This window comes from Streptomyces sp. NPDC017246 (genome assembly GCF_044331325.1).
Lineage (GTDB): Bacteria > Actinomycetota > Actinomycetes > Streptomycetales > Streptomycetaceae > Streptomyces.
Genome location: NZ_JBIRMW010000005.1, coordinates 323,966 through 349,176, shown reverse-complemented (window position 1 = coordinate 349,176; position 25,211 = coordinate 323,966). Strand labels below are relative to the sequence as shown.

Here is a 25,211-nt window from a genome sequence, read left to right as displayed (position 1 = left end):
GCGACGCTCAGCGGCGCTCGGCCTTGGCGCTGCGCGACATCAGTTCCTTGAGGGCGACGATCGGCGGCTTTCCGTCGTGGACGATCGAGACGACGGTCTCGGTGATGGGCATGTCGACGCCGTGACGGCGGCCCAGATCGAGCACGGACTCGCAGGACTTGACGCCCTCGGCGGTCTGCTTGGTGGCCGCGATGGTCTCCTGGAGGGTCATCCCGCGGCCGAGGTTGGTGCCGAAGGTGTTGTTCCGGGAGAGCGGCGAGGAGCAGGTGGCGACGAGGTCGCCGAGACCCGCGAGACCGGAGAAGGTCAGCGGGTCGGCGCCCATGGCGAGGCCGAGCCGGGTGGTCTCGGCGAGGCCCCGGGTGATGAGCGTGGCCTTGGAGTTGTCGCCGAGGCCCATGCCGTTGGCGATGCCCACGGCGAGGCCGATGACGTTCTTGACCGCTCCGCCGAGCTCGCAGCCCACCACGTCGGTGTTGGTGTAGGGGCGGAAGTACGGGGTCATGCAGGCGGTCTGGATCCGCTGGGCGACCGTCTCGTCGACGCAGGCGACGACGGCGGCGGCGGGCTGCCGGGCGGCGATCTCCTTGGCCAGGTTGGGGCCGGTGAGGACGGCCACGCGCTCGGCGGGCACGTCGGCGACCTCGGTGACGACCTCGCTCATCCGCTTGGCGGTGCCGAGTTCGACGCCCTTCATGAGGGAGACGAGGACGGTGTCGGGCGCGAGCATCGGCGCCCAGGCGGCGAGGTTGCCGCGGAGGGTCTGGGAGGGCACGACGAGGACGGTGAAGTCGGCGGCGTGGGCGGCCTCCGCGGGGTCGGCGGTGGCCGTGATCGCCGCGGGGAGTTCGACGCCGGGCAGATAGTCGGGGTTGACCCGGGTGGCGTTGATCTCCTTGGCGAGTTCGGCGCGGCGGCCCCAGAGGCTCACCTCGCAGCCCGCGTCGGCGAGCACCATCGCGAAGGCGGTGCCCCAGGATCCGTTGCCGAAGACTGCTGCCTTGGTCACTTGGTGCCCCCTTCGGCGGCCTTGCGCCGCTGCTCCAGGCGCGCCCTGCGGTGGTCGTACGGTTCGGCGGGCGCCCGCTCGCCGCGGATCTGCTCCAGGATGGCGGTGACGGCGGCCATGATGACCTCGGTGGCCTCGCGGAGCACCTCGGGCGTGGGCTCGAGTCCGTAGAAGCGGGAGAGGTCGACGGGCGGACCGGCCTGCACGGTCAGCGTCTTGCGGGGGAACAGGCTGAGCTTGTTCTCCTTGGCGTACGGCGGCATCGCCAGGTTGGCGCCCCACTGGGCCACCGGGATGACGGGGGCCCGGGTGAGCAGCGCGACGCGCGCGGCACCCGTCTTGCCCGCCATGGGCCACTGGTCGGGGTCCCGGGTCAGGGTGCCCTCGGGGTAGAAGGCGACGCACTCGCCGCGCTCGATGGCGTCGACGGCGGCGCGGAACGCGTCGAGCGCGTTGGTCGTCTCCCGGTAGACGGGGATCTGTCCGGTGCCGCGGAGCATCATGCCGACGAAGGGGGCCTTGAAGAGGCCCGCCTTGGCGAGAAGGCGCGGGACCCGGCCGGTGTTGTACTGGTAGTGCGCGTAGGACAGCGGGTCCAGGTAGGAGTTGTGGTTGACCGCGGTGATGAAACCGCCGTCGGCCGGAATGTGCTCCATACCGCGCCAGTCCCGCTTGAACAGAACCACCAGGGGGGGTTTGGCGATGACCGCCGCGAGGCGGTACCAGAAGCCGATTCTGCGGCGGGGCACTCGGACACCTTTCTCCGGGGCTGGCTGGCAGGGGGTCAAGTGTCGCCCCATGCTCCTGCTCTGTCGAGTGACACCGTACGCCCCGGGCCCTTCGGCGGACCGCATGGGCGGGACAGAATAGGCCCCGATGAAGACACTGCGCCCGATGCACACGGCCGTGGACGACGGCTGGTCCCTGGTCGTGCCCCTGAAGCCGCTCGCCCTGGCGAAGAGCAGGCTGGCAGCGGCGGCCGGGGCCCGGTTGCGCCCCCGGCTCGCGCTGGCGTTCGCCGAGGACACGGTCGGGGCGGTGCTGAACTGCGTGCTGGTACGGGATGTGGCGGTCGTCACGGACGATGCCACCGCCTCGGAGGCGCTCGCGGCCCTGGGCGCGCGGATCGTGCCGGACACCCCGGCGGCGGGGCTCAACGCGGCGCTCGCGCACGGGGTCCGTGCCGTGCGGTCCCTGCGGCCGTACGCGCGGGTGGCCGCGCTCAACGCGGACCTGCCGGCGCTTCGGCCGGAGGAGCTGACCCGGGTCCTGGACGTGGCGGGGAAATTTCCGAGGGCTTTTCTCGCGGATGCCGCCGAAATAGGTACGACATTCCTCTCGGCGGGTCCGGGGGTGGAATTGGAACCGGCATTCGGGGGCGCGTCGCGGCTCCGGCATTTGTCTTCGGGAGCGGTGGAAATCAGGCTGGCCGGGGTGGATTCCGTACGCCGGGACGTGGACACCGGTGAGGATCTGGCGGCGGCCCGGGAGCTGGGGCTCGGCCCGCGGACGGCCGCCCGGTGGCTGCCGGCGGCCGGATAGGCTGCGGTCCATGCAGGCGACCGCGTTCACGTACGACTCCGAGACCCGCAGCGGCAGTGTGCTGCTCGACGACGGCACCCCCGTGGAGTTCGGGGCGGAGGCCTTCGAGGCGGGTGGGCTGCGGCTGCTGCGGCCGGGGCAGCGGGTACGGATCGAGGCGGAGCCGGGCACGTCCGGGGCGGACCTGCGGATCACCCTGGTGACACTCCAGACCTTCTGATCCCGGGACCCCTGACGCGGGCCCCCGGTGACGCGGGCTTCTCCCGACCCGGTGCTCCTGTCCCGCGGCTCCCGACCCGGTGCTCCTGACCTGCGGTCTTTCGCGCCCTCCGGACTTCCGGCCGCCCCGCGGCCCAGCCGTCACCGGTCCCGGACGCGCCGCGGGCCGGGCTCCCTGGGGGAAGCCCGGCCCGGCGGGTGTCTACCGCTCGTCCTACTTCTTGGCGGCGGTCTTCTTGGCGGTCGTCTTGCGCGCCGTCGTCTTCTTGGCGGGCGCCTTCGTCGCCGTGGCCTTCTTCGCGGCCGGCGCGGTCTTCTTGGCCGTGACCTTGGTCGTCTTCTTCGCGGCGGCCGTGGTGGTCTTCTTGGCGGCGGCGGAGGTCTTCTTCGCCGCGGCCGTGGTGGCCTTCTTCGCGGGGGTCGCCTTCTTGGCGGCCGCGGTGGTGGTCTTCTTCGCGGGGGTCGCCTTCTTCGCGGCGGCCGTCGTGACCTTCTTCGCCGGGGTCGCCTTCTTCGCGGCGGCCCTCTTGGCAGTGGCCTTCTTGGCGGCGGCCTTCTTCACGGTCGCCGAGGCGGCCCCACCGGTCAGGCTGCCCTTGGGCGCCTTCTTGACGGAGACCTCGCCTCCCTTGGGGAGCTTCTTCGAGCCGCTGACCAGGTCCTTGAAGCCCTGACCGGCGCGGAAGCGGGGGACCGAGGTCTTCTTGACCCGCACCCGCTCACCCGTCTGCGGGTTGCGGGCGTAGCGGGCCGGACGGTCGACCTTCTCGAACGAGCCGAAACCCGTCACCGAGACCCGGTCGCCCGCGACCACGGCACGCACGATGGCGTCGAGCACGTGGTCGACGGCTTCGGCGGCCTGCTGGCGACCGCCCATCTTGTCGGCAATCGCTTCTACGAGCTGCGCCTTGTTCACGTCTTCCCCTTCGGAGACATTGCCAGAACGAAAGTGTTCAAGCTTTTTCGCACGTTAGGCATGTATATACCGCAAATCAAACACGAAACGGGCTAATCACCCTAGTGCCGCAACGCGGAAGATCCGCTACGGAGTTCTTGGTGTCAGTCGTCCTCTGGGAATCGGCCCTCGTCGAGGTCCTTCATCAACCGGTCCAGACGCGTTGCCGCGTCCTTGAGATCGTGCTTCGCCGCGGCCGTCACGACCAGCAGCTTCCGGGACAGCGCCATCCTTACGCCCTCCGGGACTTGCAGTGAGCGCACTCTTGTGTGCGCTTCCTTCAATCGGGCGGCGACTGACTCGTAGAGCTCGAGTTGGCTGTCGCGTTCCATGCACCGATTGTGCCATCTAGGGCGAGTTGTCGCCCGACAGGGTCTCAACAAGCGACTGCGCCCCCCACCGGGCGGTGGGGGGCGCAGTCTTGGAAAAGCGCTGCTCAGACCGTAATTGTACGGGGCTTGTGAGCCGGTCGTGCCGCCTCGTAGGCCGCGATGTCGCCTTCGTTCTGAAGGGTGAGGCTGATGTCGTCGAGTCCGTTCAGGAGCCGCCAGCGGGCGTTCTCGTCGAGCTCGAAGTCGGCGTCGATCCCGGCGGCCAGCACCTTCCGCTGCTCCAGGTCGACGGTGATCTCGGCGGTGGGGTCGGCCTCGGTCAGCTCCCAGAGCGCGTCCACCGTCTCCTGCGGCAGCACCACGGTGAGCAGGCCGTTCTTCAGCGAGTTGCCGCGGAAGATGTCGGCGAAGCGGGCGGAGATCACCGTCTGGAAGCCGTAGTTCTGGAGCGCCCAGACGGCGTGCTCACGGGAGGAACCGGTGCCGAAGTCGGGGCCGGCGACCAGGACGGAGGCACCCTGCCGCTCGGGGCGGTTGAGGATGAACTCGGAGTCCTTGCGCCAGGCCTCGAAGAGCCCGTCCTCGAAGCCGTCGCGGGTGACCTTCTTCAGCCAGTGCGCGGGGATGATCTGGTCCGTGTCGACGTTGCTGCGGCGCAGCGGGACGGCCCGGCCGGTGTGCGTGGTGAAAGCTTCCATGGTTCCTCAGACCCCCGCGGTGGTGGCGACGTCGGACAGATCGGCCGGGGAGGCCAGATGGCCCAGAACGGCGGTGGCGGCGGCGACCTGGGGCGAGACCAGGTGGGTCCGGCCGCCCTTGCCCTGCCGGCCCTCGAAGTTGCGGTTGGAGGTGGACGCGGAGCGCTCACCGGGCGCCAGTTGGTCGGGGTTCATGCCCAGGCACATCGAGCAGCCCGCGTGCCGCCATTCGGCGCCGGCCTCCTTGAAGACCTTGTCCAGACCCTCTTCGACGGCCTGCAGGGCGACCCGGACCGAGCCGGGGACGACCAGCATGCGGACGCCGTCGGCGACCCGGCGGCCCTCCAGCAGACCGGCGGCGTTGCGCAGGTCCTCGATGCGGCCGTTGGTGCAGGAGCCTACGAAGACGGTGTCGACCTTGATGTCGCGCAGCGGCTGTCCGGCGGTCAACCCCATGTACTCCAGGGCCTTTTCGGCGGCCAGGCGCTCCGAAGCGTCTTCGTACGAAGCCGGGTCGGGGACGTTCGCCGAAAGCGGCGCGCCCTGGCCGGGGTTGGTCCCCCAGGTGACGAACGGTGCCAGCGAGGCGGCGTCGATGACGACCTCGGCGTCGAAGACGGCGTCCTCGTCGGACTTCAGGGTCTTCCAGTACGCGACGGCGGCGTCCCAGTCCTCGCCCTCGGGGGCGTGGGCGCGGCCCTCCAGGTAGGCGAAGGTGGTCTCGTCGGGGGCGATCATGCCCGCGCGGGCGCCGGCCTCGATCGACATGTTGCAGATGGTCATCCGGGCTTCCATCGAGAGCTGCTCGATGGCGGAGCCGCGGTACTCCAGGATGTAGCCCTGGCCGCCGCCGGTGCCGATCTTGGTGATGATCGCCAGGATCAGGTCCTTGGCGGTGACGTCCTCGGGCAGTTCGCCGTCGATCGTGATCGCCATGGTCTTGGGGCGGGCCAGCGGCAGCGTCTGGGTGGCGAGCACGTGCTCGACCTGGCTGGTGCCGATGCCGAACGCCAGCGCGCCGAAGGCGCCGTGCGTGGAGGTGTGCGAGTCGCCGCAGACGACGGTGGTGCCGGGCTGGGTCAGGCCCAGCTGCGGTCCCACGACGTGGACGACGCCCTGCTCGACGTCGCCCAGCGGGTGCAGCCGCACGCCGAACTCAGCACAGTTCTTCCGGAGGGTCTCCAGCTGCGCGCGGGAGACCGGGTCGGCGATCGGCTTGTCGATGTCGAGGGTCGGGGTGTTGTGGTCCTCGGTGGCGATGGTGAGGTCGAGGCGCCGCACCTGCCGGCCGTTCTGGCGCAGGCCGTCGAAGGCCTGGGGGCTGGTCACCTCGTGCAGCAGGTGCAGATCGATGAAGAGGAGGTCGGGCTCGCCCTCGGCGCGCCGGACGACATGGTCGTCCCAGACCTTCTCCGCGAGTGTCCTACCCATCGCTTTCCCTCCGGCCGACGTCTACGCCGACACAACTAGAGACCCGTTTCGCGGGCCGTTGTGCGGCCGCCCCACCAGAGTGACAAGTTCCGCAGGAAATTGAACTTGCGTTTCACAGAGTGAGACGCGAATATCGTTGCATGGACAACTCTAGCGGCGTAGGCGTTCTCGACAAGGCAGCCCTTGTCCTGAGCGCCCTGGAGTCCGGTCCGGCCACCCTCGCAGGACTGGTCGCGGCGACGGGACTCGCACGACCCACGGCACACCGACTGGCCGTGGCACTGGAACACCACCGGATGGTGGCGCGCGACATGCAGGGCCGGTTCATCCTCGGACCGCGTCTCGCGGAGCTCGCCGCCGCGGCCGGCGAGGACCGCCTGCTCGCGACCGCGGGCCCGGTACTGACACATGTGCGCGATGTCACCGGCGAGAGCGCCCAGCTCTACCGGCGCCAGGGCGACATGCGCATCTGCGTGGCGGCGGCCGAGCGTCTCTCGGGCCTCCGGGACACGGTCCCGGTCGGCTCGACGCTGACGATGAAGGCCGGCTCGTCGGCGCAGATCCTGATGGCCTGGGAGGAGCCCGAGCGGCTTCACCGAGGCCTCCAGGGCGCCCGCTTCACGGCGACGGCCCTGTCGGGCGTCCGGCGCCGCGGCTGGGCCCAGTCGATCGGTGAGCGGGAGCCGGGCGTCGCGTCCGTCTCCGCGCCCGTACGCGGCCCGTCGAACCGCGTGGTGGCCGCCGTGTCGGTCTCCGGCCCGATCGAGCGTCTGACGCGCCACCCGGGCCGTATGCACGCCCAGGCGGTCATCGACGCCGCGGCCCGTCTCTCCGAGGCTCTCCGCCGCACCGGCTGACGTTCTCCCTGCCCTCTGTTCGTACCGGCCCACCGCTTCAACGCCGCAGCGGTGGGCCGGAGTTGTGTCCAGGACGCCGAACAGCGAAGAAGCCCTCCCCCGAAGGGAAGGGCTTCTTCTCTCTGTACCCCCGACCGGATTCGAACCGGCGCTACCGCCTTGAGAGGGCGGCGTGCTAGGCCGCTACACAACGGGGGCCTTGCGGATCAGATCCGCGGTGCAGATGAGCTCTGCGAGCTGGCCTACCTGGACTCGAACCAAGAATGACGGTACCAGAAACCGTAGTGTTGCCAATTACACCATAGGCCATGGTGGTTACACCGTACCCCCGACCGGATTCGAACCGGCGCTACCGCCTTGAGAGGGCGGCGTGCTAGGCCGCTACACAACGGGGGCCCTAGCGATCCCACCCGGCCGAAACCGGGTGATGTCACCGTAGATCCACCGGGAGCTACCCAAGTGACCTACAGGATGGATCAGTACCCCCGACCGGATTCGAACCGGCGCTACCGCCTTGAGAGGGCGGCGTGCTAGGCCGCTACACAACGGGGGCTTTGTGGATGCCATCCACGATTTGCAGATAAAGCTCTGCGAGCTGGCCTACCTGGACTCGAACCAAGACTAACGGAACCAGAAACCGTCGTGCTGCCAATTACACCATAGGCCACCGGGGCAATGTCCCCCACCAGGGAGGATCTTGCTCGGCTTGCGCTTTCCGGGTTCTTGCCTTTCGGCTTGTTCCCCTCGGCGCAGGAAGAACATTACCCGAAGGTGGACGGTGCTCCAAAACGGGTATGCCCGCCGAGCAGGGCCGGGAGCTGGCGGAGGTCCGTGATCCGGTTCAGCTCGGGCCTGCCGCCGGTGTCCGCGCGGTCCAGCCAGATGCCCCGCAGCCCCGCCTCCACCGCTCCCCTGGCGTCGATGTCCGGCTGGTCCCCCACGTACGCGACCTCGCCCGGACGCAGGTCAAGGGCGGCACAGGCGGCGTGGAAGGCCTCGGGGGCCGGTTTGGCCACCCCGAGCTCCGCGGCACAGAGAACGGCCTCGAAGCGGTCCCGTACGCCGAGGACCCGGAGCTTGCGCTCCTGGTTGTGGAGGCTGGAGTTCGACAGGATCCCGTGACGATAGTCATCGGCCAGCAGGTCGAGAACGGGGACGGTGTCGGGGAAGAGCTCCCAGGCCGCCTCGTAGTGGGAGAGGTACCGCTCGAACCAGCGGTCGGCCTCGGCCGCGGTGAGCGCGGGCTCCACCAGGAAGTCCCGGACCCGCTCCTGCCGCTGTTCCTGGAAATCCACCCCGCCGGCCTCGAAGATGCGCCAGTGGATCGCCGTGAGCTCCCGCCAACGACGGAGGGCCTGGTCGACGGAGTCGAATCCGTCCACCAGGCCCTCGGCCGTCAGGTGCGCGCTCATGCCGACATGGTCGGCGCGGGCGTAGTCGAAGATCGTGTCGTCGACGTCCCACAGCACCGCGCGGATGGTCATGGCTCGACCGTACCGCGCGGGAGGGGTCAGCCGGCGAGCTTCGCCAGAGCCGCGTCGACGCGGGTCAGGGTCTTCTCCTTGCCCAGGATCTCCAGGGACTCGAAGAGCGGCAGGCCGACCGTGCGGCCGGTGACGGCGACACGGACCGGGGCCTGGGCCTTGCCGAGCTTGAGGCCGTGGGCCTCGCCGGCGGCCAGCACCGCGTTCTTGAGGGACTCGGGGTCGCTCCAGTCGGCGGCCTCGAGCTTCTCGCGGGCGGTGGTGAGGAGGGCCGCGGGCTCGCCCTTCATCGCCTTGTCCCACGAGGGCCGGTCGAAGACCGGCTCGGAGAGGAAGAGGAAGTCCACGTTGGCCGTGATGTCCGAGAGGACGGTCACACGGGTCTGGGCGTGCGGCGCGATGGCCTCCCAGGCGGCGCGGTCGAAGTCCTCGGGCGCCCAGTTGGCGAACGGGGCCCGCAGCCAGGGCTCGCAGGACTCGGCGAAGGCCTTCACGTCCAGCATCCGGATGTGGTCGGCGTTGATCGACTCGGCCTTCTTGAGGTCGAAGCGCGCCGGGTTGGCGTTGACGTCGGCGATGTCGAACTTCGCCACCATCTCGGGGATGGTGAAGATGTCCTGGTCGGCCGAGAACGACCAGCCGAGGAGCGAGAGGTAGTTCAGCAGGCCCTCGGGGAGGAAGCCGCGCTCCCGGTAGAGGTTGAGGGAGGCCTCGGGGTCGCGCTTGGAGAGCTTCTTGTTGCCCTCGCCCATCACGTACGGCAGGTGGCCGAAGGAGGGGATCTCCTTGGCGACGCCCAGCTCGATCAGCGCCTTGTAGAGCGCGACCTGGCGGGGGGTGGAGGAGAGCAGGTCCTCGCCGCGCAGGACGTGGGTGATCTCCATCAGGGCGTCGTCGACCGGGTTGACGAGGGTGTAGAGCGGGGCGCCGTTGGCCCGGAGGATGCCGTAGTCCGGCACGTTCTCCGGGGTGAAGGTGAGCTCGCCGCGGACCAGGTCGGTGAAGGTGATGGGCTCGTCGGGCATCCGGAAGCGGACGATCGACGCGCGGCCCTCGGCCTCGTACGCGGCCTTCTGCTCGTCGGTGAGGTCGCGGCAGTGGCCGTCGTAGCCGGAGGGGCGGCCGGCGGCGCGGGCGGCGGCGCGGCGCTCGTCGAGCTCCTCGGTGGTGCAGTAGCAGGGGTACGCGTACCCGCCGGCGAGCAGCTTGTCGGCGACGTCCTTGTAGATGTCCATCCGCTGCGACTGCCGGTACGGGGCGTGCGGGCCGCCGGTCTCCGGGCCCTCGTCCCAGTCGAGGCCGAGCCACTTCAGGGAGTCGAGCAGCTGGTTGTACGACTCCTCGGAGTCGCGCGCAGCGTCGGTGTCCTCGATGCGGAAGACCATGGTGCCCTCGTTGTGCCGGGCGAAGGCCCAGTTGAAGAGAGCGGTGCGGACCAGGCCCACGTGGGGGTTGCCGGTCGGCGAGGGACAGAAACGGACGCGGATGTTCGCGTTAGCCACGCTTGATCACCTTATTGGTGAGAGTGCCGATGCCTTCGATGGTGACGGCGACCTCGTCGCCGACGTTGAGGGGGCCGACCCCGGCGGGAGTGCCGGTGAGGATGACGTCGCCGGGGAGCAGCGTCATGGCCTCGGTGATGTGGACGACCAGGTCCTCGATGGAGCGGATCATGTCGCTCGTGCGGCCCAGCTGGCGCTGTTCGCCGTTGACCGTGGCCTGGACGGTCAGGTCGCTCGCGGCGCCGACGCTCAGGCCGGTCTCCACCCAGGGGCCGAGGGGGCAGGAGGTGTCGAAGCCCTTGGCCCGGGCCCACTGCTTCTCGCGCTTCTGGGCGTCGCGGGCGGTGACGTCATTGGCGCAGGTGTAGCCGAAGATGACGTCCTTGACGCGCTCGCGGGGCACCTCGCGGCACATACGGCCGATGACCACGGCCAGTTCGGCCTCGTGGTGCAGCTCGTTGGAGAAGGAGGGGTACTCGATGGCGTCGCCGGGGCCGATCACCGAGGTGGTGGGCTTGAAGAAGGCGACGGGGACGTCGGGCACCTCGTTGCCGAGTTCGGCGGCGTGCTCCGCGTAGTTGCGGCCGATGGCCACGACCTTGTTGGGGAGCACGGGCGGCAGGAGCCGTACCTTGCTCAGCGGGACCTTGGTGCCGCTGAGCTCGAAGTCGGTGTACGGGATGCCCTTGATGATGTCGAGGACGAGGCCGCCGGACTCGACGGTTCCCTCGCCCTCGACGGCGCCGAAGGCCACATTGCCGTCGATGGAGAATCTGGCGATGCGCACGAGTGCTTTCGCCCCTCACTTGATGCTGGCTGGAGTCTGACGCTCCAGGCTAACGCGGCGCGAGGGCGGCCGACCGGCGATATCGCCGCGTCCCATGACACGGATCACGCAGGTGGGGTCGGGGGTGGGTCAGCGGGTCGCGGAGGCGTACGGCTCGGGCCGGTACGGGGCCGGCGGCTGCATGAGGACGGTGCGGCGCGGGTTGGCCGTCTTCGCCGGCAGCTCGAGCGCGTACTCGGGCAGCGCGGGCCGGCCGAGGTCTGCGGCGTCCGTGAGGTGGACGAGGGTGGAACGGCGGGGGTTGGCCGTGGTGCCGGGCGTCGTCGTCTTCATCGCGGTGATCTGACCTTGTTCCGGAACGGGCGCCGCGTTCGGGCGCGAGGGGGTGTAAAGCGTCAGGCTAAACATGCGATTCCCTTCGAATGCATGGCTAAGGCATCAAGCGCCGTGTGAGTTTGCTCACCACCAGCGGCACATTCCAGGCATTACGGACTGCCACGCGTGGTCACGGAAAGGGACATTCCGCCACTGAATGCTCTATTCCGCTCCTGATCATCGCGACTGGGACACACGGGTACGCGCGGCCATTGGACCGGAATAGTCCGAATCATCCACGATCATCTTCTACATGCGGTGACACTCTGCGCACGGGTTGTCATGGCTCTCACGGCGCGACACGCGGCCCTTGTTGGAGATCCGGCACTGTGCTGGAATTCCACGCACCGCCGCGGGATTCAAGCCGGCACGCAGGGGGCGCAACGCAGCGCCGGCCCAGTGGCGGGAAAGGGGGAAATGCGCCGGTCACCGACGACCACCTGGGGTGCTCTCCACGCTCCCCGTTCGACGCCGACACCGTCCTCTCCGTTCATCCGGAAGGACGCCTGGTCCAGAGGTTGCGACGCTAGTGCAGGGACGTTTCAAGAGGGATGGCTCGGGGTCTCCCCAGGCCCGTCAGGGCCGCGCGGATGCTCCGGCGGAGCAGGAACCGCGCGCCGGGACCGACCGCGGTCCCTCGGCCTCGCACACCCCGAACCAGAATCAGGGACCGTCCGGCGAGGGCGGTGACGGCGGCAGGCGCACAAGCGCCGCGGCCGCGTCCGCCGAGCCGTCCGACGCACCCCCCAAGCCCCGGGCCGAGAACGAGGTCGGGCCGCGAATAGCCCTGCGCAACTGGCGCATCTCCACGCGTCTGGTCGCGCTCCTCACCCTCCCCGTGGTGGCCGCGACCACCCTGGGCGGCATCCGCATCAGCGAGTCGCTCCAGGACATGGAGCAGCTCGACCACATGCAGCTGCTCACCAAGCTGACGCGAGAGGCCACCGACCTCGCGCAGGCCCTCCAGTCCGAGCGCGACCTCTCCGCGGGTCCGCTCGCCAACGGCCGCCCGGTCAGCGACTACCAGGTCGCCAACCCGCGCCGTAAGACGGACCGCGAGTACAAGGCCTTCCTCGAGGCGACCGAGGCCATCCCGGCCACCGAGGGCGACGAGGCGCTGCGCAGCATCCGGCAGAACGTCAGCCAGATCGCCTCGCAGGTCATCCAGCTCAACACGATCCGAGGCAACGCCTACAAGAAGGGCGTCTCCAACTCGGTGACGGTCGAGGCCTACAGCCGCCTCATCCGCTCGCTGCTCAGCCTGTCCCAGGACATGGCCCAGGCGACCAGCAACCCCGAGATGATCAAGCGGACCCGGGCGCTCGCCGCGTTCTCGTCCGCCAAGGAGTACGCCTCCATCCAGCAGGCGATCATCGCGGCGGCGCTGCCCGCGAGCGACAAGACCTCCGGCAAGATCCAGCAGGGTGACCGCCTCTACGGCGAGGCCGCGCTGAACTCCGAGGGCGTCGAGCTCAAGTCCTTCCAGGCGATCTACGAGTCGACCGGTGGTGACGCCACCGACCGGACCGCCTCCCTCAACAGCGGCAACCCGTCGATCACCGCCGCCGAGAAGTACGCCGAGCGCGTCCTCAACATGGACGACGCCATGCAGGGCGGCCCCAAGCGCGGCCACCTGAACTTCACCGACGAGTACGGCACCAAGATCACCGCCATGAACCGCATCGAGCGCGGTCTGCTCGGCGACATGGAGACCATGGCCCGTGAGCTGCGGCAGGAGTCGCAGCGCGAGGCCATCGTCAACGGTGCGCTGATCCTCCTCGTCCTCGGCGTCTCGCTCGTCGGCGCCTTCGTCGTGGCCCGGTCCATGATCCGCTCGCTGCGCCGGCTCCAGGACACCGCGACCAAGGTCGCCCAGGAACGCCTGCCCGAGCTCGTCAAGCAGCTCTCCGAGTCCGACCCGCAGGACGTCGACACCTCCGTCGAGTCCGTCGGTGTGCACTCCCGGGACGAGATCGGCCAGGTGGCCGCGGCCTTCGACGACGTGCACCGCGAGGCCGTCCGTCTCGCCGCCGAGCAGGCCCTCCTCCGGGGCAACGTCAACGCGATGTTCACCAACCTCTCGCGCCGTTCCCAGGGCCTCATCCAGCGTCAGCTCTCGCTCATCTCCGAACTGGAGTCGCGCGAGGCCGACCCGGACCAGCTGTCCTCGCTCTTCAAGCTCGACCACCTCGCGACGCGTATGCGCCGTAACGGTGAGAACCTCCTCGTCCTCGCCGGTGAGGAGCCGGGCCGCCGCTGGACCCGCCCGGTCCCGCTGGTCGACGTGCTCCGTGCCGCCGCCTCCGAGGTGGAGCAGTACGAGCGCATCGAACTGGCCGCGGTCCCGGCGACCGAGGTCGCCGGCCGGGTCGTCAACGACCTCGTCCACCTCCTCGCCGAGCTGCTGGAGAACGCCACCTCGTTCTCCTCCCCGCAGACCAAGGTCCGGGTCACCGGTCACGCGCTGCCCGACGGCCGTGTCCTCGTCGAGATCCACGACACCGGCATCGGCCTCTCCCCCGAGGACCTCGCCGCGATCAACGAGCGGCTCGCCTCGCCGCCCACCGTGGACGTCTCGGTCTCCCGCCGCATGGGTCTCTTCGTGGTCGGCCGCCTGTCCCTGCGACACGGCATCCGCATCCAGCTGCGCCCCTCCGACTCGGGCGGCACCACCGCGCTCGTCATGCTGCCGGTCGACGTCGCCCAGGGCGGCAAGAAGCCTCCGATGCCCAAGCCGGGTGCCGGTGGCCAGGGCGCGATGCCGGGTGCCTCCGCCCCGGGCGGCCGGCTCCCCGGCGGTCCCGGCGCGGCCGGCGGCCCCGGCGGTGGACGTCCGGGCCAGGGCGGTGCTCCGTCGGCGACGGGCGGTCTGCTCGGTGCCGGTGCGCCGCGCGGTCAGGTCGGTACGAGCGGTCCCCGGGCCGCGCTGCCCGCCCGTGACGGTGCCCCGCAGGGCTCCCCGCAGTCCCGGACCCCGCAGCCGCAGAACGCGCAGCTCGACCGGACCGGTCAGCTGCCGCAGATCCCCCAGTCCCCGCAGGCCCCTCAGGCCCCGCAGAGCAACGACCCGCTGCGGCCGGGCCCCGGTGGCGGTCTCATCGGCGGCGCCGCGAGCGCCATCCCGTCCCGTACGGACGTGTGGGGCAGCCAGGGCGGCCAGGCCGGACCCGGCGTGCCGCAGCAGGGCCAGCAGGGCCAGGCCCCGGCGGCCGGCCAGGCCGGTGGGTACGAGTTCCCGCGCGCCGAGCTGCCGGGGGGCAACCCCCAGCAGCAGCGCCCGCAGGCCGCGAGCTGGGGCAACGACCAGGCGCAGCAGCAGCCGGTCCGGCGCCCGCAGCAGGAGATGTCCCCGCTGGACGCCCCGCGCGGTCACGAGGACCCGGAGACGACGGGCCGGTTCGCGGCTCCGGCGGCCCCGCAGGGCCCCGGTTCCACGGGTCAGTTCCCGCGTCCCGACTTCGGTGCGCCGCAGCAGCCGCAGGGCGGTGCCCCGCAGCAGCAGGCTCCGCAGGCGTACCAGGGCGGATCGCAGGACCCGGCGTCGACGGCGCAGTTCCCGCGCCCGGACTTCGGTGCCCCGCAGGGCCCCGGTTCCACGGGTCAGTTCCCGCGTCCCGACTTCGGTGCGCCGCAGCAGCCGCAGGGCCATGCCCCGCAGCACGCCCCGCAGCCCCAGGCCCCGCAGCAGTACCAGGGCGGCCAGCAGCAGTTCGGCCGTCAGCCCTACGTACCGCAGGCGCAGCAGCAGGCCCAGCAGCAGGCCCAGGCCCCGCAGCAGCCGGCGCCGCGTCAGCGCACCGGTGGCGGCAACGGCGACTTCGGCGCTCAGCGTCCGGGCGCCGAGCCGGGCCGGCAGCAGCCGCAGCTCCAGCAGCCCCGCCGTCCGGAGGCTCTGCCGCCGGCCGGCGCGGGCGACGGTCGTACCCCGCTGTACGACACGCTGGAGACCAACTGGTTCCACCAGGAGCAGGCGCAGGAGCAGCAGCAGGCGCAGGCCCCGGCCGCGCAGCCGTCCGCTCCGGCTCCCCGTCCGGCCGGTGACCCGGCCGACGGGCGCCAGAACGGCGGGGCCGCCTGGCGGACCTCGCCCAACGACGAGCTGGTGCGCCAGGCCGAGCGGGTGCGCAAGCCCGCGGCCGGCGGTGTCACCACCTCAGGTCTTCCCCGGCGAGTGCCGAAGGCCAACCTCGTACCCGGGACCGCACAGGAGCAGGCCCACACGGCCGGCCCCCAGGTCTCGCGTGCACCCGACGACGTCCGCGGCCGGCTGACCAATCTGCGCCGCGGCATCCAGCAGGGCCGACAGGCGGGCAACTCGACCACGGGTAGCATCCACCTCGGTCCGAACCATCAGCAGGAGCGTTAGTTGAACGCGATGAGCCAGGCGGCGCAGAATCTGAACTGGTTGATCACCAACTTCGTGGACAACACCCCTGGGGTGTCGCACACGGTGGTGGTCTCCGCCGACGGACTCCTGCTGGCCATGTCCGAAGGATTCCCCCGCGACCGTGCCGACCAGCTGGCGGCGGTCGCGTCCGGACTGACCTCGCTGACCGCGGGTGCGTCCCGGATCTTCGAGGGGGGCCCCGTCGCGCAGACCGTGGTGGAGATGGAGCGCGGCTTCCTCTTCCTCATGCAGGTCTCCGACGGATCCTCGTTGGCCGTGCTCGCCCACCCCGAGTGCGACATCGGCCTCGTGGGCTACGAGATGGCGCTGCTGGTCGACCGGGCCGGCAGCGTCCTCACCCCGGATCTCCGCGCGGAGCTCCAGGGCAGCCTGCTCCACTAGCCGGTTCGCTTTCCGGACAACCCCACGTACGACCGATCGACAGGGCGGTACGCCCCTCCGTACCGCCCTGGCACTGTTATCCGTCCGGCCGCCCCACCCGGCCCCCCACCGGCCCCATCAGACAGCAGATCGTTTGCCGTCACGCCCGGAGGATTCATGACCCCGCCCCCCGCCTCTCACGATCCGTACGGCAATTCAGTCGACGAGTACGGACATGAGGGCGACCAGCCGCTGGTGCGTCCGTACGCGATGACCGGCGGCCGGACCCGGCCGCGCTACCAGCTCGCCATCGAGGCGCTGGTCAGCACCACGGCCGACCCGGCGCACCTCGCCACGCTCCTTCCGGAGCACCAGCGGATCTGCCACCTGTGCCGCGAGGTCAAGTCGGTGGCCGAGGTGTCGGCCCTGCTGTCGATGCCCCTCGGCGTCGCCCGCATCCTCGTCGCCGACCTGGCGGAGGCCGGCATGGTGGCGATCCACCAGCCGGGCAACGGAGAGACCGGCGGCACGCCGGACGTGACTCTGCTCGAAAGGGTGCTCAGTGGACTTCGCAAGCTCTGACGGTGGTGCGGCTCGTTCGACCACCAGCGCGAAGATCGTGGTGGCGGGTGGCTTCGGCGTGGGCAAGACCACGTTCGTCGGCGCCGTCTCCGAGATCAACCCGCTGCGCACCGAGGCCGTGATGACCTCCGCCTCGGCGGGGATCGACGACCTCACGCACACCGGTGGCAAGACGACGACGACCGTGGCCATGGACTTCGGCCGCATCACGCTGGACCAGGACCTGATCCTGTACCTCTTCGGTACGCCGGGTCAGGACCGCTTCTGGTTCATGTGGGACGACCTCGTCCGCGGTGCCATCGGCGCCGTCGTGCTGGTCGACACCCGCCGTCTCGCCGACTGCTTCCCCGCGGTCGACTACTTCGAGAACTCGGGCCTGCCGTTCGTCATCGCCCTCAACGGCTTCGACGGCAGCCAGCCCTACCAGCCCGAAGAGGTGCGCGAGGCGCTGCAGATCGGGCCCGACACCCCCATCATCACCACCGACGCCCGCCACCGCGCCGACGCCAAGAGCGCCCTCATCACGCTCGTCGAGCACGCCCTCATGGCCCGGCTCAAGTAATCGGACCTCCAGGGCGGTTGTCATATGCCGCTGCCAGGGGCGGTCTGTGTCGTTCGACACGGCCGCCCGTGCGTTCATAACGTTTCGACAGAGAATTGGGGCGCCTCGGACACCCGACGCATCCGATCGGTGTCACTGCGCTCACATGAGCCCCGCCATTTGGCGGGGCTCGCTCTTTATGCCCGTTTTATGCAAGGCCTGGACCACTGAAAGAGGTCGCTTCCCACTGTTTGGAAGGGACACCCTTCACGTGCTGCAATTCATGAACTCCCGAGTAGTACGGCCCTGAACGAAACACCGGCACAACGTAGGTGCCGACGCCGAGAGGTTGTTGGTCGAGTGCGAAGCAAGGAACGCTCCGCGGAGCAGGAGACGCGGGGCAACTTCACGCCGCCGTCGCGCACAGTCGTGTCACCCGCGGACGTGCCCGTCACGCCGCCGCCCGCAGCGGCGGCGGGCAAGGGAAGCTCCAGCAAGCTGTCGCCCCGCAACTGGCGGGTGCCCACCCGGCTGAACGCGATCCTCCTCATACCCGTGCTGGTCGGCCTCGTCATGGGCGGCTTCCAGGTGAAGGGCGCGATCGACACCTGGCAGGAGGCTCAGGACGCCGAGAAGACGGCGCTCATCGTGCGCGCCGCCTCGGAGTACAGCACCGCCCTCCTCAACGAGCGGGACCTCACCGCGGCTCCGCTCCTCGCGGCCAAGACCGCCGAGGACCGCAAGAGCGACGAGGTCACGCAGGCGTACGCCGCGACCGACGCCGCCCGGATCAAGTTCGACGAGGCCGCCAAGAACCTGCCCTCGGGCCAGGGGCTCGAGCGTCGCCTCCGTCTCTTCCGGGACGAGGAGCCGAAGCTCGACGCCCTGCGCAAGGCCGCGTACACGCGCTCCCTCGACCCGGTGAACACCCAGCTCGGGTACACCGGCGTCCAGCACTACCTCACCGAGTTCTCCAACGAGCTCGGCCTCGGCACCGGCAACGTCACCGCCTACGGCCGCAGCGTCTACGCCGTCCAGCTGGCCAAGGGCGCCGAGTCCCTCCAGCGCTCCATCGGCACCCAGCTCCTGGTCCGGCCCAGCCGCACCGAGGCCGTCTTCGCCCAGCAGTCCGTGGCGTTCAACTCGTACAACTACCTGGAGCAGATCGCCCTCGGCGAGTTCGCCTCCGGTGGTATGCCCGAGGACGTCGAGCTGATGAAGAAGGTCATGGCCGGCAAGGCCGCCGAGGGCGCCAAGCAGATGCAGGCCGCAGGCGTCGAGCTGCCCAAGGGCAAGGACGGCTCCGTCTACTCCGGCTCCGCCTCCGCGATCGGCACCGCCAAGGACCCCGAGGCCCTCACGGCGCTCAAGGCCAAGGGCGTCACCGCCGAGACCTGGATGGCCGTCGCCACCGCCAAGTTCGACGGCTACTCCCAGGTCGAGAAGGCGCTCGTCGACAAGGCCGTGGACGAGGCCGCGAAGATCTCCGACGAGGCCAAGACGGACGCCTGGGTCATCGGCGGCATCGTCGTCGTCGCCCTGCTCGCCGCCTTCATCCTGGCCGGGATGATGGCCCGCCAGATGAGCCGCTCGATGCAGCAGCTGCGCACCGCCGCCTTCGGCATCGCCGAGCAGCGCCTGCCGATGCTGGTCGACCAGCTCTCCCGTACCGAGCCCGGCCGTGTCGACACCCGCGTCCAGCCGATCCCGATCGACACGCAGGACGAGATCGGCGAGGTCGCCCGCGCCTTCGACCAGGTCCACCGCGAGGCCGTGCGGCTCGCCGCCGAGCAGGCCATGCTCCGGGGCAACGTCAACGCGATCTTCACCAACCTCTCGCGCCGCAACCAGTCGCTGATCGAGGGCCAGCTGACCCTCATCACCGACCTGGAGAACAACGAGGCCGACCCGGACCAGCTGGAGAACCTCTTCCGCCTGGACCACCTGGCGACCCGTATGCGCCGCAACGGCGAGAACCTCCTGGTCCTCGCCGGCGAGGAGCCCGGCCGCCGCTGGGACCAGCCGGTCCCGCTGGTCGACGTCATGCGCGCCGCCTCCTCCGAGGTGGAGCAGTACGAGCGCATCGAGCTGGCCGGCGTGCCCGAGGCCGAGATCCACGGCCAGGCCGTGACCAACCTCGTGCACCTGCTCGCCGAGCTCCTGGAGAACGCCACCACGTTCTCCTCCCCGCAGACCAAGGTCCGCGTCACCGCGACCCGTCTCCCCGACGGCCGCGTGATGGTCGAGATCCACGACAAGGGCATCGGCCTCACCGCCGAGGACTTCGCGGACATCAACCACAAGCTGGCGAACCCGCCGACCGTGGACGCCGCCGTCTCGCAGCGCATGGGCCTCTTCGTGGTCGGCCGGCTCGCCGACCGCCACGGCATCCGGGTCCAGCTGCGCCCCTCGGGCGAGCAGGCCGGGACGACCTCGCTGGTCATGCTGCCGGACGCGATCACCCACGGTGGTGGCGGCGAGCAGCCGCTCCAGGACGACTTCACGGTCTCCCAGATCATTCCGCAGCAACAGCAGCAGAGCGCCTTCGAGAGCGCCCCGCCGCAGCAGCAGCCGATGCTGACCGCCGCCGACCTCGGCTTCGACGACTCGCGCTACGAGCAGCCGGCCGAGGAGGAGCCTCAGCTCGACCCGGTCGACCGCTCGCTGAAGCGCGAGGGGCGGCGTGCCGCCCTGGAGGCCCAGGCGACCGGCGACCGGCCGCTCTTCCGCGACGAGGCGGAGCAGTCCGAGGAGTACGGACAGGGTCAGGAGTACGACCGGGGCCAGGGCCAGGAATACGCCCAGGCTCAGGAGTACGGACAGCAGCAGGCCCAGGAGTACCCGGCGGAGCAGTACGCCCCGGCGCAGGAGTACGGACAGCAGCAGCCCCAGCAGCCGCAGGGATACGGCCAGGAGTACGCGGCCGGCTACCCGCAGCAGCAGGACGGCTACGCGTACCCGCAGCAGGGCTACGAGGCCTACCCCCAGCAGGGCTATGCGGAAGCTTCGTACGAGGCCCCGGAAGTCGAACACCAGCAGTACGGCAACACGTTCGACCCCCAGTCCCACCAGGCAGACTGGCAGGATCAGAGCGCGTACCAGGGTGGCTACCAGCAGCAGTACGGAGCGGAATCGGAATCTGCTCCGGGCGCTCCCGAACAGGCCCCCGACCGCGTAGGCTTCGACCGTCCGGGTCCGACCCCGAGTGCCGCCCCGGACGCCGGTCACGCGCTGACCGACGCCGGTCTGCCGCGCCGCGGCAGCGTCGCCTCACCGAACCAGCAGGCGCCGCAGCAGCAGGCACCGCAGCCGGCGAAGCCCGCGCAGCCGGCGCAGGAGCCGCAGCAGAACGAAGCCGACGGTCCCGACGAATGGCGCTCGACCAACGACGAGCGCTGGCAGCGGGCCGGGAAGCTCAAGGACCCGAAGGCGGGCGGGGTCACCTCGTCCGGTCTCCCCCGCCGGGTCCCCAAGGCCAACCTGGTCGAGGGCACGGCTGAGCAGACCCCGCAGGGCGGACCCCAGGTCTCCCGCGCACCCGAGGACGTACGGGGCAGGTTGAGCAACCTGCGCCGAGGCGTCCAGCAGGGACGCAGCGCGGGTACGGACACGAACGGATCGGGCCTCGGCCCGGGCAGTACCTACAACCAGGAGCGTTAGTGTGAGCATGAGCCAGGCGGCGCAGAATCTGAACTGGTTGATCACCAACTTCGTGGACAACACCCCTGGGGTGTCCCACACGGTGGTGGTCTCCGCCGACGGACTCCTGCTGGCGATGTCCGAGGGATTCCCTCGCGACCGCGCCGACCAGCTGGCGGCCGTCGCCTCCGGACTGACCTCGCTGACCGCGGGCGCGTCCCGGATCTTCGAGGGCGGTGCGGTCAATCAGACCGTGGTGGAGATGGAGCGCGGCTTCCTCTTCATCATGTCGGTCTCCGACGGATCCTCGCTGGCCGTACTCGCGCACCCGGAGGCCGACATCGGTCTCGTGGGCTACGAGATGGCACTGCTCGTGGACCGCGCGGGCACCGTACTGACTCCTGACCTCCGGGCGGAGCTTCAGGGAAGTCTTCTCAACTAACAGACAGACAGTGCGTTTCGCGCCACCGCCCCGTAAGGTGCGGTGGCGCGGTTCCAAGGGACATGGACCGCGAGGCAGTCGGAGGAGGAGACGTGGGTACACCACCGGGCTCAAGCCCCTACAACGGATATGACGCGCACCAGGCGCCGCTCGGCGACACCGCGCAGAACCGGTACAACTTTCCCTCCACCCCCAGCAGACACGGTGCGTCGCAGCCCTACCGGCAGCCTCAGGGCCCGTCCGCGGGTGGGTACGGCTCCTCGCGCGCCCAGTCCGCCGCCGGCTCCAGCAGCTCCGGCGGGCACAACCCGCTGGTGCGTCCCTACGCCATGACCGGTGGCCGGACCCGGCCGCGCTACCAGCTCGCCATCGAGGCACTGGTCAGCACCACGGCCGACCCGTCCCGGCTGCAGGGGCAGTTGCCCGAGCACCAGCGGATCTGCCACCTGTGCTTCGAGATCAAGTCGGTCGCGGAGATCTCGGCCCTTCTCTCCATCCCCCTCGGCGTCGCCCGAATCCTCGTCGCCGACCTGGCCGAGGCCGGACTCGTCGCCATCCACCAGCCGGGCGGCGACGAAGCCGCCGGCGGCCAGCCAGACGTGACACTGCTCGAAAGGGTGCTCAGTGGACTTCGCAAGCTCTAGCGGCGGCGCGGCCCGTTCAACCACCAGCGCGAAGATCGTGGTGGCGGGTGGCTTCGGCGTGGGCAAGACCACGTTCGTCGGCGCCGTCTCGGAGATCAACCCGCTGCGTACCGAAGCCGTCATGACCTCCGCCTCCGCGGGCATCGACGACCTCACGCACACCGGCGACAAGACGACGACGACCGTCGCCATGGACTTCGGCCGCATCACCCTGGACCAGGATCTGATCCTGTACCTCTTCGGTACACCGGGCCAGGACCGCTTCTGGTTCATGTGGGACGACCTCGTCCGCGGCGCCATCGGCGCCGTGGTCCTCGTCGACACCCGCCGTCTCGCCGACTGCTTCCCCGCGGTCGACTACTTCGAGAACAGCGGCCTCCCCTTCGTCATCGCCCTCAACGGCTTCGACGGCAGCCAGCCCTACCAGCCCGAAGAGGTGCGCGAGGCGCTGCAGATCGGGCCCGACACCCCCATCATCACCACCGACGCCCGCCACCGCGCCGACGCCAAGAGCGCCCTCATCACGCTCGTCGAGCACGCCCTCATGGCCCGACTGCGGTAGCTGTCCCCGGCGTTGCGTTCCGAAGGCCGCGTTCCCTCTCCGGGAAACGCGGCCTTCGCCGTATCGGACATACGGCCGTCGCCCCGAAACCGCCACCCGGGCCGTGCGCGTCCACTACGTTGTCGGAGGGACCTCGGGGGAGGGAAGCATGAGCTCGTACGGCGGTGGGGACCGGATCGGACCCTTCGACGTGGTGCGCGTCCTCGGCAACGGCGGGATGGGCAAGGTCTACCTCTGCCGGACTCGCGCCGGACAGCAGGTCGCGGTCAAGGTGATCCGCGGGGAGCTGGCCGGGATACACGAGATCAGGGAGCGGTTCGCCCGCGAGGTGAACGCCCTGCGCGACGTCCACAGCCCCTACACCGTCCCGGTCTACTCCGCGGAGACGGTGACCCCGCCCCTCTGGCTCGCCACCCGCTACCTCGCGGGACCCACCCTGGACGCCCGGGTGGTCGCCGAAGGCCCGCTGTCCGGGCGGCAGGTGGCCGAGCTCGGCGCCATGCTCGCGGAGGCGCTCTCCGAGGTGCACGCGCGCGGGGTGATCCACCGTGACGTCAAACCGAGCAACATCATCCTGGAGGGCGGCGAACCCCGTCTCATCGACTTCGGGATCGCCCGTACGGCAGCGGGGACGAAGGGGCTCACCCTCCCCGGCACCGCTCTCGGCACCCACGGCTACATGGCGCCCGAGCAGTTCCTCGGGCGGGAACCGAGCCCCTCCGTCGACATGTTCGCGTTCGGCGCCGTCCTCGCCTACGCGGCGACCGGCCGGCCGCCGTTCGGCACCGGTCAGCCCGCGAGCGTACGGATCTTCCAGGGCAGGCCGCCCCGGCTGGGCGGTGTCCCGGCGCCGCTCGCCGAGGTGATCACCGCCTGCCTGGCCATCGCGCCGACCGACCGGCCGCTGCCCTCCCAGGTCCTGGCCGTGCTCGGCGGCCTGCTCGGGGGCGAGCCCGCCTCCGCCGGTTCCTCCTCCGCCTCCGCCGGCTCCTCCTCGGCCTTCTCCTCCTCCGCCGCCGCCTCCGAGCTGCCCCGGCAGCGCACGGTGCCGGTGCCCGATCCTCCGCACCGCTGCCATGTGCCGGCGGCCCCGGGGGCCGGTGACCCGTGTGCGTTACGCCCGTTCGCCACCCGGCTCCTCCACGCTGGGCTGACTCTTTCCCTCGTCCGGAAGGCGGTCCTGCACGATGGCCACTGAGCACACCGCACCTCTCGCACCCGCCGCGCCCCCCGGGCACGTCGTCGAACTGCGGGACGGCTGGGAGTCCCTGGTACGGGAGTGGGCGCGCCGGCGCGGCGAACCCGTCGCCCGCGAGGACGGCGCCCTGTACCTGGAGACCACGGTGGGCGGCCCCACCGGCCCCCGGCTCACCGTGGACGTCAGCCGTGCGGCCGGTTCGCTCGTGGTGGCCGTCACCGACGGGACGCTGGTGCCCCCCGACCGGCTCGCGCCGACCGCGGCGGCCGCGACCGCCTGGAACTCCCGCGAGGTGACGCCCTCGGCGATCCTCGGGGACGAGCGCAGCGAGGCGCCCCTGCTGTCGGCCGTCCTCGCCCTGCCGCTGGCCGCCCATCTGTCGGCCGACGGGTTCGCCTCGACCCTGGACACGCTGCTCGTCGCGGCGCTACGGCTGCTGCGCGAGTGCCACGACCTCGGTTTCGTCCTGCGGAGCACCGATGACCTCACCACGCGGGAGTGACCGGATGGAATGGGCCGCCGTCCTGCTGACGGTCACGGGGTTACCCATGCTGGCGACACTCGCCATCATGTGGGCCAGCACGGGGTCCTGGCGGCCCGGCGGGGGCCGCGGGCCCGAGCGCGAGCCGGAGCGCGGACGCGAGACGGAGCCCGGGCGCGAGCCCGAGGCGCCGTCCGCACCCGACCGGGGCCTCGGGCCTGACAAGGGCCGGGCGTCCGACAAGGGCCGTGGGTCCGACAGGGGCCGTGGGCCTGACAAGGTCCGTGGGCCTGAAGGGGGCCGTGGGCCCGACGGGGGCCGTAAGACGGGCTCTCGGCGGAACTCCGGGCGTACGGCTCCGGGAACGGTGTCCCCCGAGCACCACGGCTCCGACCGGGCCGGGGAGCCGGGGCCCCGCCTCCCCTCGCCGCCGCCCGCACGCCTGCGGGACCATCTGGAGCGGCTGAGCGGCCCCGGGCGCGCGCTCCTGGGCGGCGCCGCCTTCCTCCTGCCGCACGGCACCGGGAGGGCCCCGGGCGAGGACCCGTCCGCCTCCGCGCCGGCCGAGACGGCGTACGCGGGCCACGGCGCCGACAACTCCCCGCCCCCCGCCGAACCGCCCCCGGAGCGGCATCCCGAGCCGGGCCCGGAGCCCCACCACCCTCCCTACGCCGCGCCGCCGTTCAACGAGCCGCCGCGCTCCGACCCCCGCCGCGCGGCCCCCGCCGGAACCCCGGGTGCCGCAGGCGCGCCTCGCGGGGTGCCGCCCCGCGCCGCACCGACCCCCTCGCCGCCCGCCTCGCCCCACCGCCGGCCCCCCGAGGAACCGTCCGCCCTGCCTCGGGCCGGCGACGTGCCCCGGCGCGCGCTCCCCGCCGCCGCACCGGACCTCGGCACCGTGGCGCTCGGCGGGGGTCCGCGGTTCGTCGTGCCCGCCGCGACGTGGCTGCGACCCGACGGCTATGTCGAGTGGGAGGGCGCCCTGTGCCGCGCCCACTGGCAGGGCCCGGCGTCGGCGTATCCGCGCCCCGGTGACCTGGTCCGCGTCACGGTGACGCCGGACTCGGAACCTCCGGTGCTCCAGGCCCGCCCGCTCCACTGAACGTCCCCCACATCCGTACCGCTCGCACCACAGCTCCCCCCACGTCTGCCCATCCGTCCCC

24 protein-coding genes and 5 tRNA genes are annotated in these 25,211 nt (G+C 70.9%); 14 read left to right on the top strand and 15 right to left on the bottom strand.

What is annotated here, in order from left to right; genetic code table 11:
• Nucleotides 1–7: 7 nt before the first annotated feature.
• Both ACH4MY_RS14555 and ACH4MY_RS14550 read right to left on the bottom strand, forming a co-directional pair.
• Nucleotides 8–1,009, bottom strand: coding sequence for an NAD(P)H-dependent glycerol-3-phosphate dehydrogenase (locus tag ACH4MY_RS14555; protein WP_398002370.1), 1,002 nt, complete (start codon nucleotides 1,007–1,009; stop codon nucleotides 8–10).
• Nucleotides 1,006–1,758, bottom strand: a complete 753-nt coding sequence (locus ACH4MY_RS14550) for a lysophospholipid acyltransferase family protein (protein WP_398002367.1) — start codon at nucleotides 1,756–1,758, stop codon at nucleotides 1,006–1,008. The genes ACH4MY_RS14555 and ACH4MY_RS14550 overlap by 4 nt, the downstream gene beginning before the upstream one ends.
• Before the next feature lie 127 nt (nucleotides 1,759–1,885).
• On the opposite strand from ACH4MY_RS14550, the gene cofC reads away from it, so the two are divergent.
• Together cofC and ACH4MY_RS14540 are read left to right on the top strand one after the other, a co-directional pair.
• The gene (cofC, locus tag ACH4MY_RS14545; protein ID WP_398002365.1) at nucleotides 1,886–2,551 is read left to right on the top strand and encodes a 2-phospho-L-lactate guanylyltransferase; all 666 of its coding nucleotides are present in this window, start codon (nucleotides 1,886–1,888) and stop codon (nucleotides 2,549–2,551) included.
• A 10-nt stretch (nucleotides 2,552–2,561) separates the two neighbouring features.
• A complete protein-coding gene (locus ACH4MY_RS14540) occupies nucleotides 2,562–2,771 on the top strand; it encodes a hypothetical protein (RefSeq protein WP_398002362.1) in 210 nt (69 codons plus the stop codon).
• Between the two features lie 213 nt (nucleotides 2,772–2,984).
• Here the strand turns inward: ACH4MY_RS14540 and ACH4MY_RS14535 are convergent, their stop codons facing one another.
• The 4 genes from ACH4MY_RS14535 to leuC form a co-directional block, all read right to left on the bottom strand.
• Nucleotides 2,985–3,686, bottom strand: coding sequence for an HU family DNA-binding protein (locus ACH4MY_RS14535; RefSeq protein WP_398002359.1), 702 nt, complete (start codon nucleotides 3,684–3,686; stop codon nucleotides 2,985–2,987).
• 143 nt (nucleotides 3,687–3,829) lie between these two features.
• The gene (locus tag ACH4MY_RS14530) at nucleotides 3,830–4,057 is read right to left on the bottom strand and encodes a hypothetical protein (protein WP_030325570.1); all 228 of its coding nucleotides are present in this window, start codon (nucleotides 4,055–4,057) and stop codon (nucleotides 3,830–3,832) included.
• A gap of 104 nt (nucleotides 4,058–4,161) precedes the next feature.
• On the bottom strand, nucleotides 4,162–4,755 hold the full coding sequence (gene leuD, locus ACH4MY_RS14525; RefSeq protein WP_398002356.1) for a 3-isopropylmalate dehydratase small subunit: 594 nt from the start codon (nucleotides 4,753–4,755) through the stop codon (nucleotides 4,162–4,164).
• A gap of 6 nt (nucleotides 4,756–4,761) precedes the next feature.
• Nucleotides 4,762–6,186: a 3-isopropylmalate dehydratase large subunit gene (gene leuC, locus ACH4MY_RS14520; protein ID WP_398002354.1), complete on the bottom strand. Its 1,425-nt coding sequence runs from the start codon at nucleotides 6,184–6,186 to the stop codon at nucleotides 4,762–4,764.
• 140 nt (nucleotides 6,187–6,326) lie between these two features.
• Here leuC and ndgR point away from each other — a divergent pair, with 140 nt between their 5' ends.
• Nucleotides 6,327–7,043, top strand: a complete 717-nt coding sequence (gene ndgR, locus ACH4MY_RS14515) for an IclR family transcriptional regulator NdgR (RefSeq protein WP_398002351.1) — start codon at nucleotides 6,327–6,329, stop codon at nucleotides 7,041–7,043.
• Nucleotides 7,044–7,168: 125 nt separating this feature from the next.
• On the opposite strand, the gene ACH4MY_RS14510 is transcribed toward ndgR, so the two are convergent.
• From ACH4MY_RS14510 to ACH4MY_RS14470, 9 genes are all read right to left on the bottom strand, one after another.
• Nucleotides 7,169–7,241: transfer RNA gene (locus tag ACH4MY_RS14510), tRNA-Glu, on the bottom strand.
• A 39-nt stretch (nucleotides 7,242–7,280) separates the two neighbouring features.
• Nucleotides 7,281–7,352 (bottom strand) — tRNA-Gln (locus tag ACH4MY_RS14505).
• 14 nt (nucleotides 7,353–7,366) lie between these two features.
• Nucleotides 7,367–7,439: transfer RNA gene (locus ACH4MY_RS14500), tRNA-Glu, on the bottom strand.
• A gap of 84 nt (nucleotides 7,440–7,523) precedes the next feature.
• Nucleotides 7,524–7,596: transfer RNA gene (locus ACH4MY_RS14495), tRNA-Glu, on the bottom strand.
• A gap of 42 nt (nucleotides 7,597–7,638) precedes the next feature.
• A tRNA-Gln gene (locus tag ACH4MY_RS14490) sits at nucleotides 7,639–7,710 on the bottom strand.
• Between the two features lie 94 nt (nucleotides 7,711–7,804).
• A complete protein-coding gene (locus tag ACH4MY_RS14485) occupies nucleotides 7,805–8,527 on the bottom strand; it encodes an HAD family hydrolase (RefSeq protein ID WP_398002348.1) in 723 nt (240 codons plus the stop codon).
• Nucleotides 8,528–8,553: 26 nt separating this feature from the next.
• Nucleotides 8,554–10,029, bottom strand: a complete 1,476-nt coding sequence (gene gltX, locus ACH4MY_RS14480) for a glutamate--tRNA ligase (RefSeq protein WP_398002345.1) — start codon at nucleotides 10,027–10,029, stop codon at nucleotides 8,554–8,556.
• The gene (locus tag ACH4MY_RS14475; RefSeq protein WP_398002342.1) at nucleotides 10,022–10,816 is read right to left on the bottom strand and encodes a fumarylacetoacetate hydrolase family protein; all 795 of its coding nucleotides are present in this window, start codon (nucleotides 10,814–10,816) and stop codon (nucleotides 10,022–10,024) included. Before ACH4MY_RS14475 ends, gltX begins: the two co-directional genes overlap by 8 nt.
• Nucleotides 10,817–10,945: 129 nt before the next feature.
• Nucleotides 10,946–11,149: a hypothetical protein gene (locus tag ACH4MY_RS14470; protein ID WP_398002339.1), complete on the bottom strand. Its 204-nt coding sequence runs from the start codon at nucleotides 11,147–11,149 to the stop codon at nucleotides 10,946–10,948.
• A 571-nt stretch (nucleotides 11,150–11,720) separates the two neighbouring features.
• Here ACH4MY_RS14470 and ACH4MY_RS14465 point away from each other — a divergent pair.
• From ACH4MY_RS14465 to ACH4MY_RS14415, 11 genes are all read left to right on the top strand, one after another.
• Nucleotides 11,721–15,557, top strand: coding sequence for a nitrate- and nitrite sensing domain-containing protein (locus tag ACH4MY_RS14465; protein ID WP_398002337.1), 3,837 nt, complete (start codon nucleotides 11,721–11,723; stop codon nucleotides 15,555–15,557).
• Nucleotides 15,558–15,566: 9 nt separating this feature from the next.
• Nucleotides 15,567–15,980, top strand: coding sequence for a roadblock/LC7 domain-containing protein (locus ACH4MY_RS14460; RefSeq protein WP_015036421.1), 414 nt, complete (start codon nucleotides 15,567–15,569; stop codon nucleotides 15,978–15,980).
• Nucleotides 15,981–16,136: 156 nt separating this feature from the next.
• Nucleotides 16,137–16,541, top strand: coding sequence for a DUF742 domain-containing protein (locus tag ACH4MY_RS14455; protein ID WP_030206207.1), 405 nt, complete (start codon nucleotides 16,137–16,139; stop codon nucleotides 16,539–16,541).
• Nucleotides 16,522–17,103 carry an ATP/GTP-binding protein gene (locus ACH4MY_RS14450; protein WP_189830884.1) on the top strand — a complete coding sequence of 194 codons (582 nt, stop codon included), beginning with the start codon at nucleotides 16,522–16,524 and terminating at the stop codon, nucleotides 17,101–17,103. Before ACH4MY_RS14455 ends, ACH4MY_RS14450 begins: the two co-directional genes overlap by 20 nt.
• Nucleotides 17,104–17,655: 552 nt before the next feature.
• A complete protein-coding gene (locus tag ACH4MY_RS14445) occupies nucleotides 17,656–20,742 on the top strand; it encodes a nitrate- and nitrite sensing domain-containing protein (protein WP_398002720.1) in 3,087 nt (1,028 codons plus the stop codon).
• 7 nt (nucleotides 20,743–20,749) lie between these two features.
• On the top strand, nucleotides 20,750–21,163 hold the full coding sequence (locus ACH4MY_RS14440) for a roadblock/LC7 domain-containing protein (RefSeq protein WP_056644956.1): 414 nt from the start codon (nucleotides 20,750–20,752) through the stop codon (nucleotides 21,161–21,163).
• Nucleotides 21,164–21,255: 92 nt separating this feature from the next.
• Nucleotides 21,256–21,807 (top strand): DUF742 domain-containing protein, encoded by a 552-nt coding sequence (locus ACH4MY_RS14435; protein ID WP_398002334.1) that lies wholly within the window; start codon nucleotides 21,256–21,258, stop codon nucleotides 21,805–21,807.
• On the top strand, nucleotides 21,788–22,369 hold the full coding sequence (locus tag ACH4MY_RS14430) for an ATP/GTP-binding protein (RefSeq protein ID WP_187623077.1): 582 nt from the start codon (nucleotides 21,788–21,790) through the stop codon (nucleotides 22,367–22,369). The genes ACH4MY_RS14435 and ACH4MY_RS14430 overlap by 20 nt, the downstream gene beginning before the upstream one ends.
• Before the next feature lie 148 nt (nucleotides 22,370–22,517).
• Nucleotides 22,518–23,567 (top strand): serine/threonine-protein kinase, encoded by a 1,050-nt coding sequence (locus tag ACH4MY_RS14425; protein ID WP_398002331.1) that lies wholly within the window; start codon nucleotides 22,518–22,520, stop codon nucleotides 23,565–23,567.
• Nucleotides 23,557–24,069: a YbjN domain-containing protein gene (locus ACH4MY_RS14420; protein ID WP_398002329.1), complete on the top strand. Its 513-nt coding sequence runs from the start codon at nucleotides 23,557–23,559 to the stop codon at nucleotides 24,067–24,069. Before ACH4MY_RS14425 ends, ACH4MY_RS14420 begins: the two co-directional genes overlap by 11 nt.
• A gap of 346 nt (nucleotides 24,070–24,415) precedes the next feature.
• On the top strand, nucleotides 24,416–25,150 hold the full coding sequence (locus tag ACH4MY_RS14415; protein WP_398002326.1) for a hypothetical protein: 735 nt from the start codon (nucleotides 24,416–24,418) through the stop codon (nucleotides 25,148–25,150).
• Nucleotides 25,151–25,211: the final 61 nt, after the last annotated feature.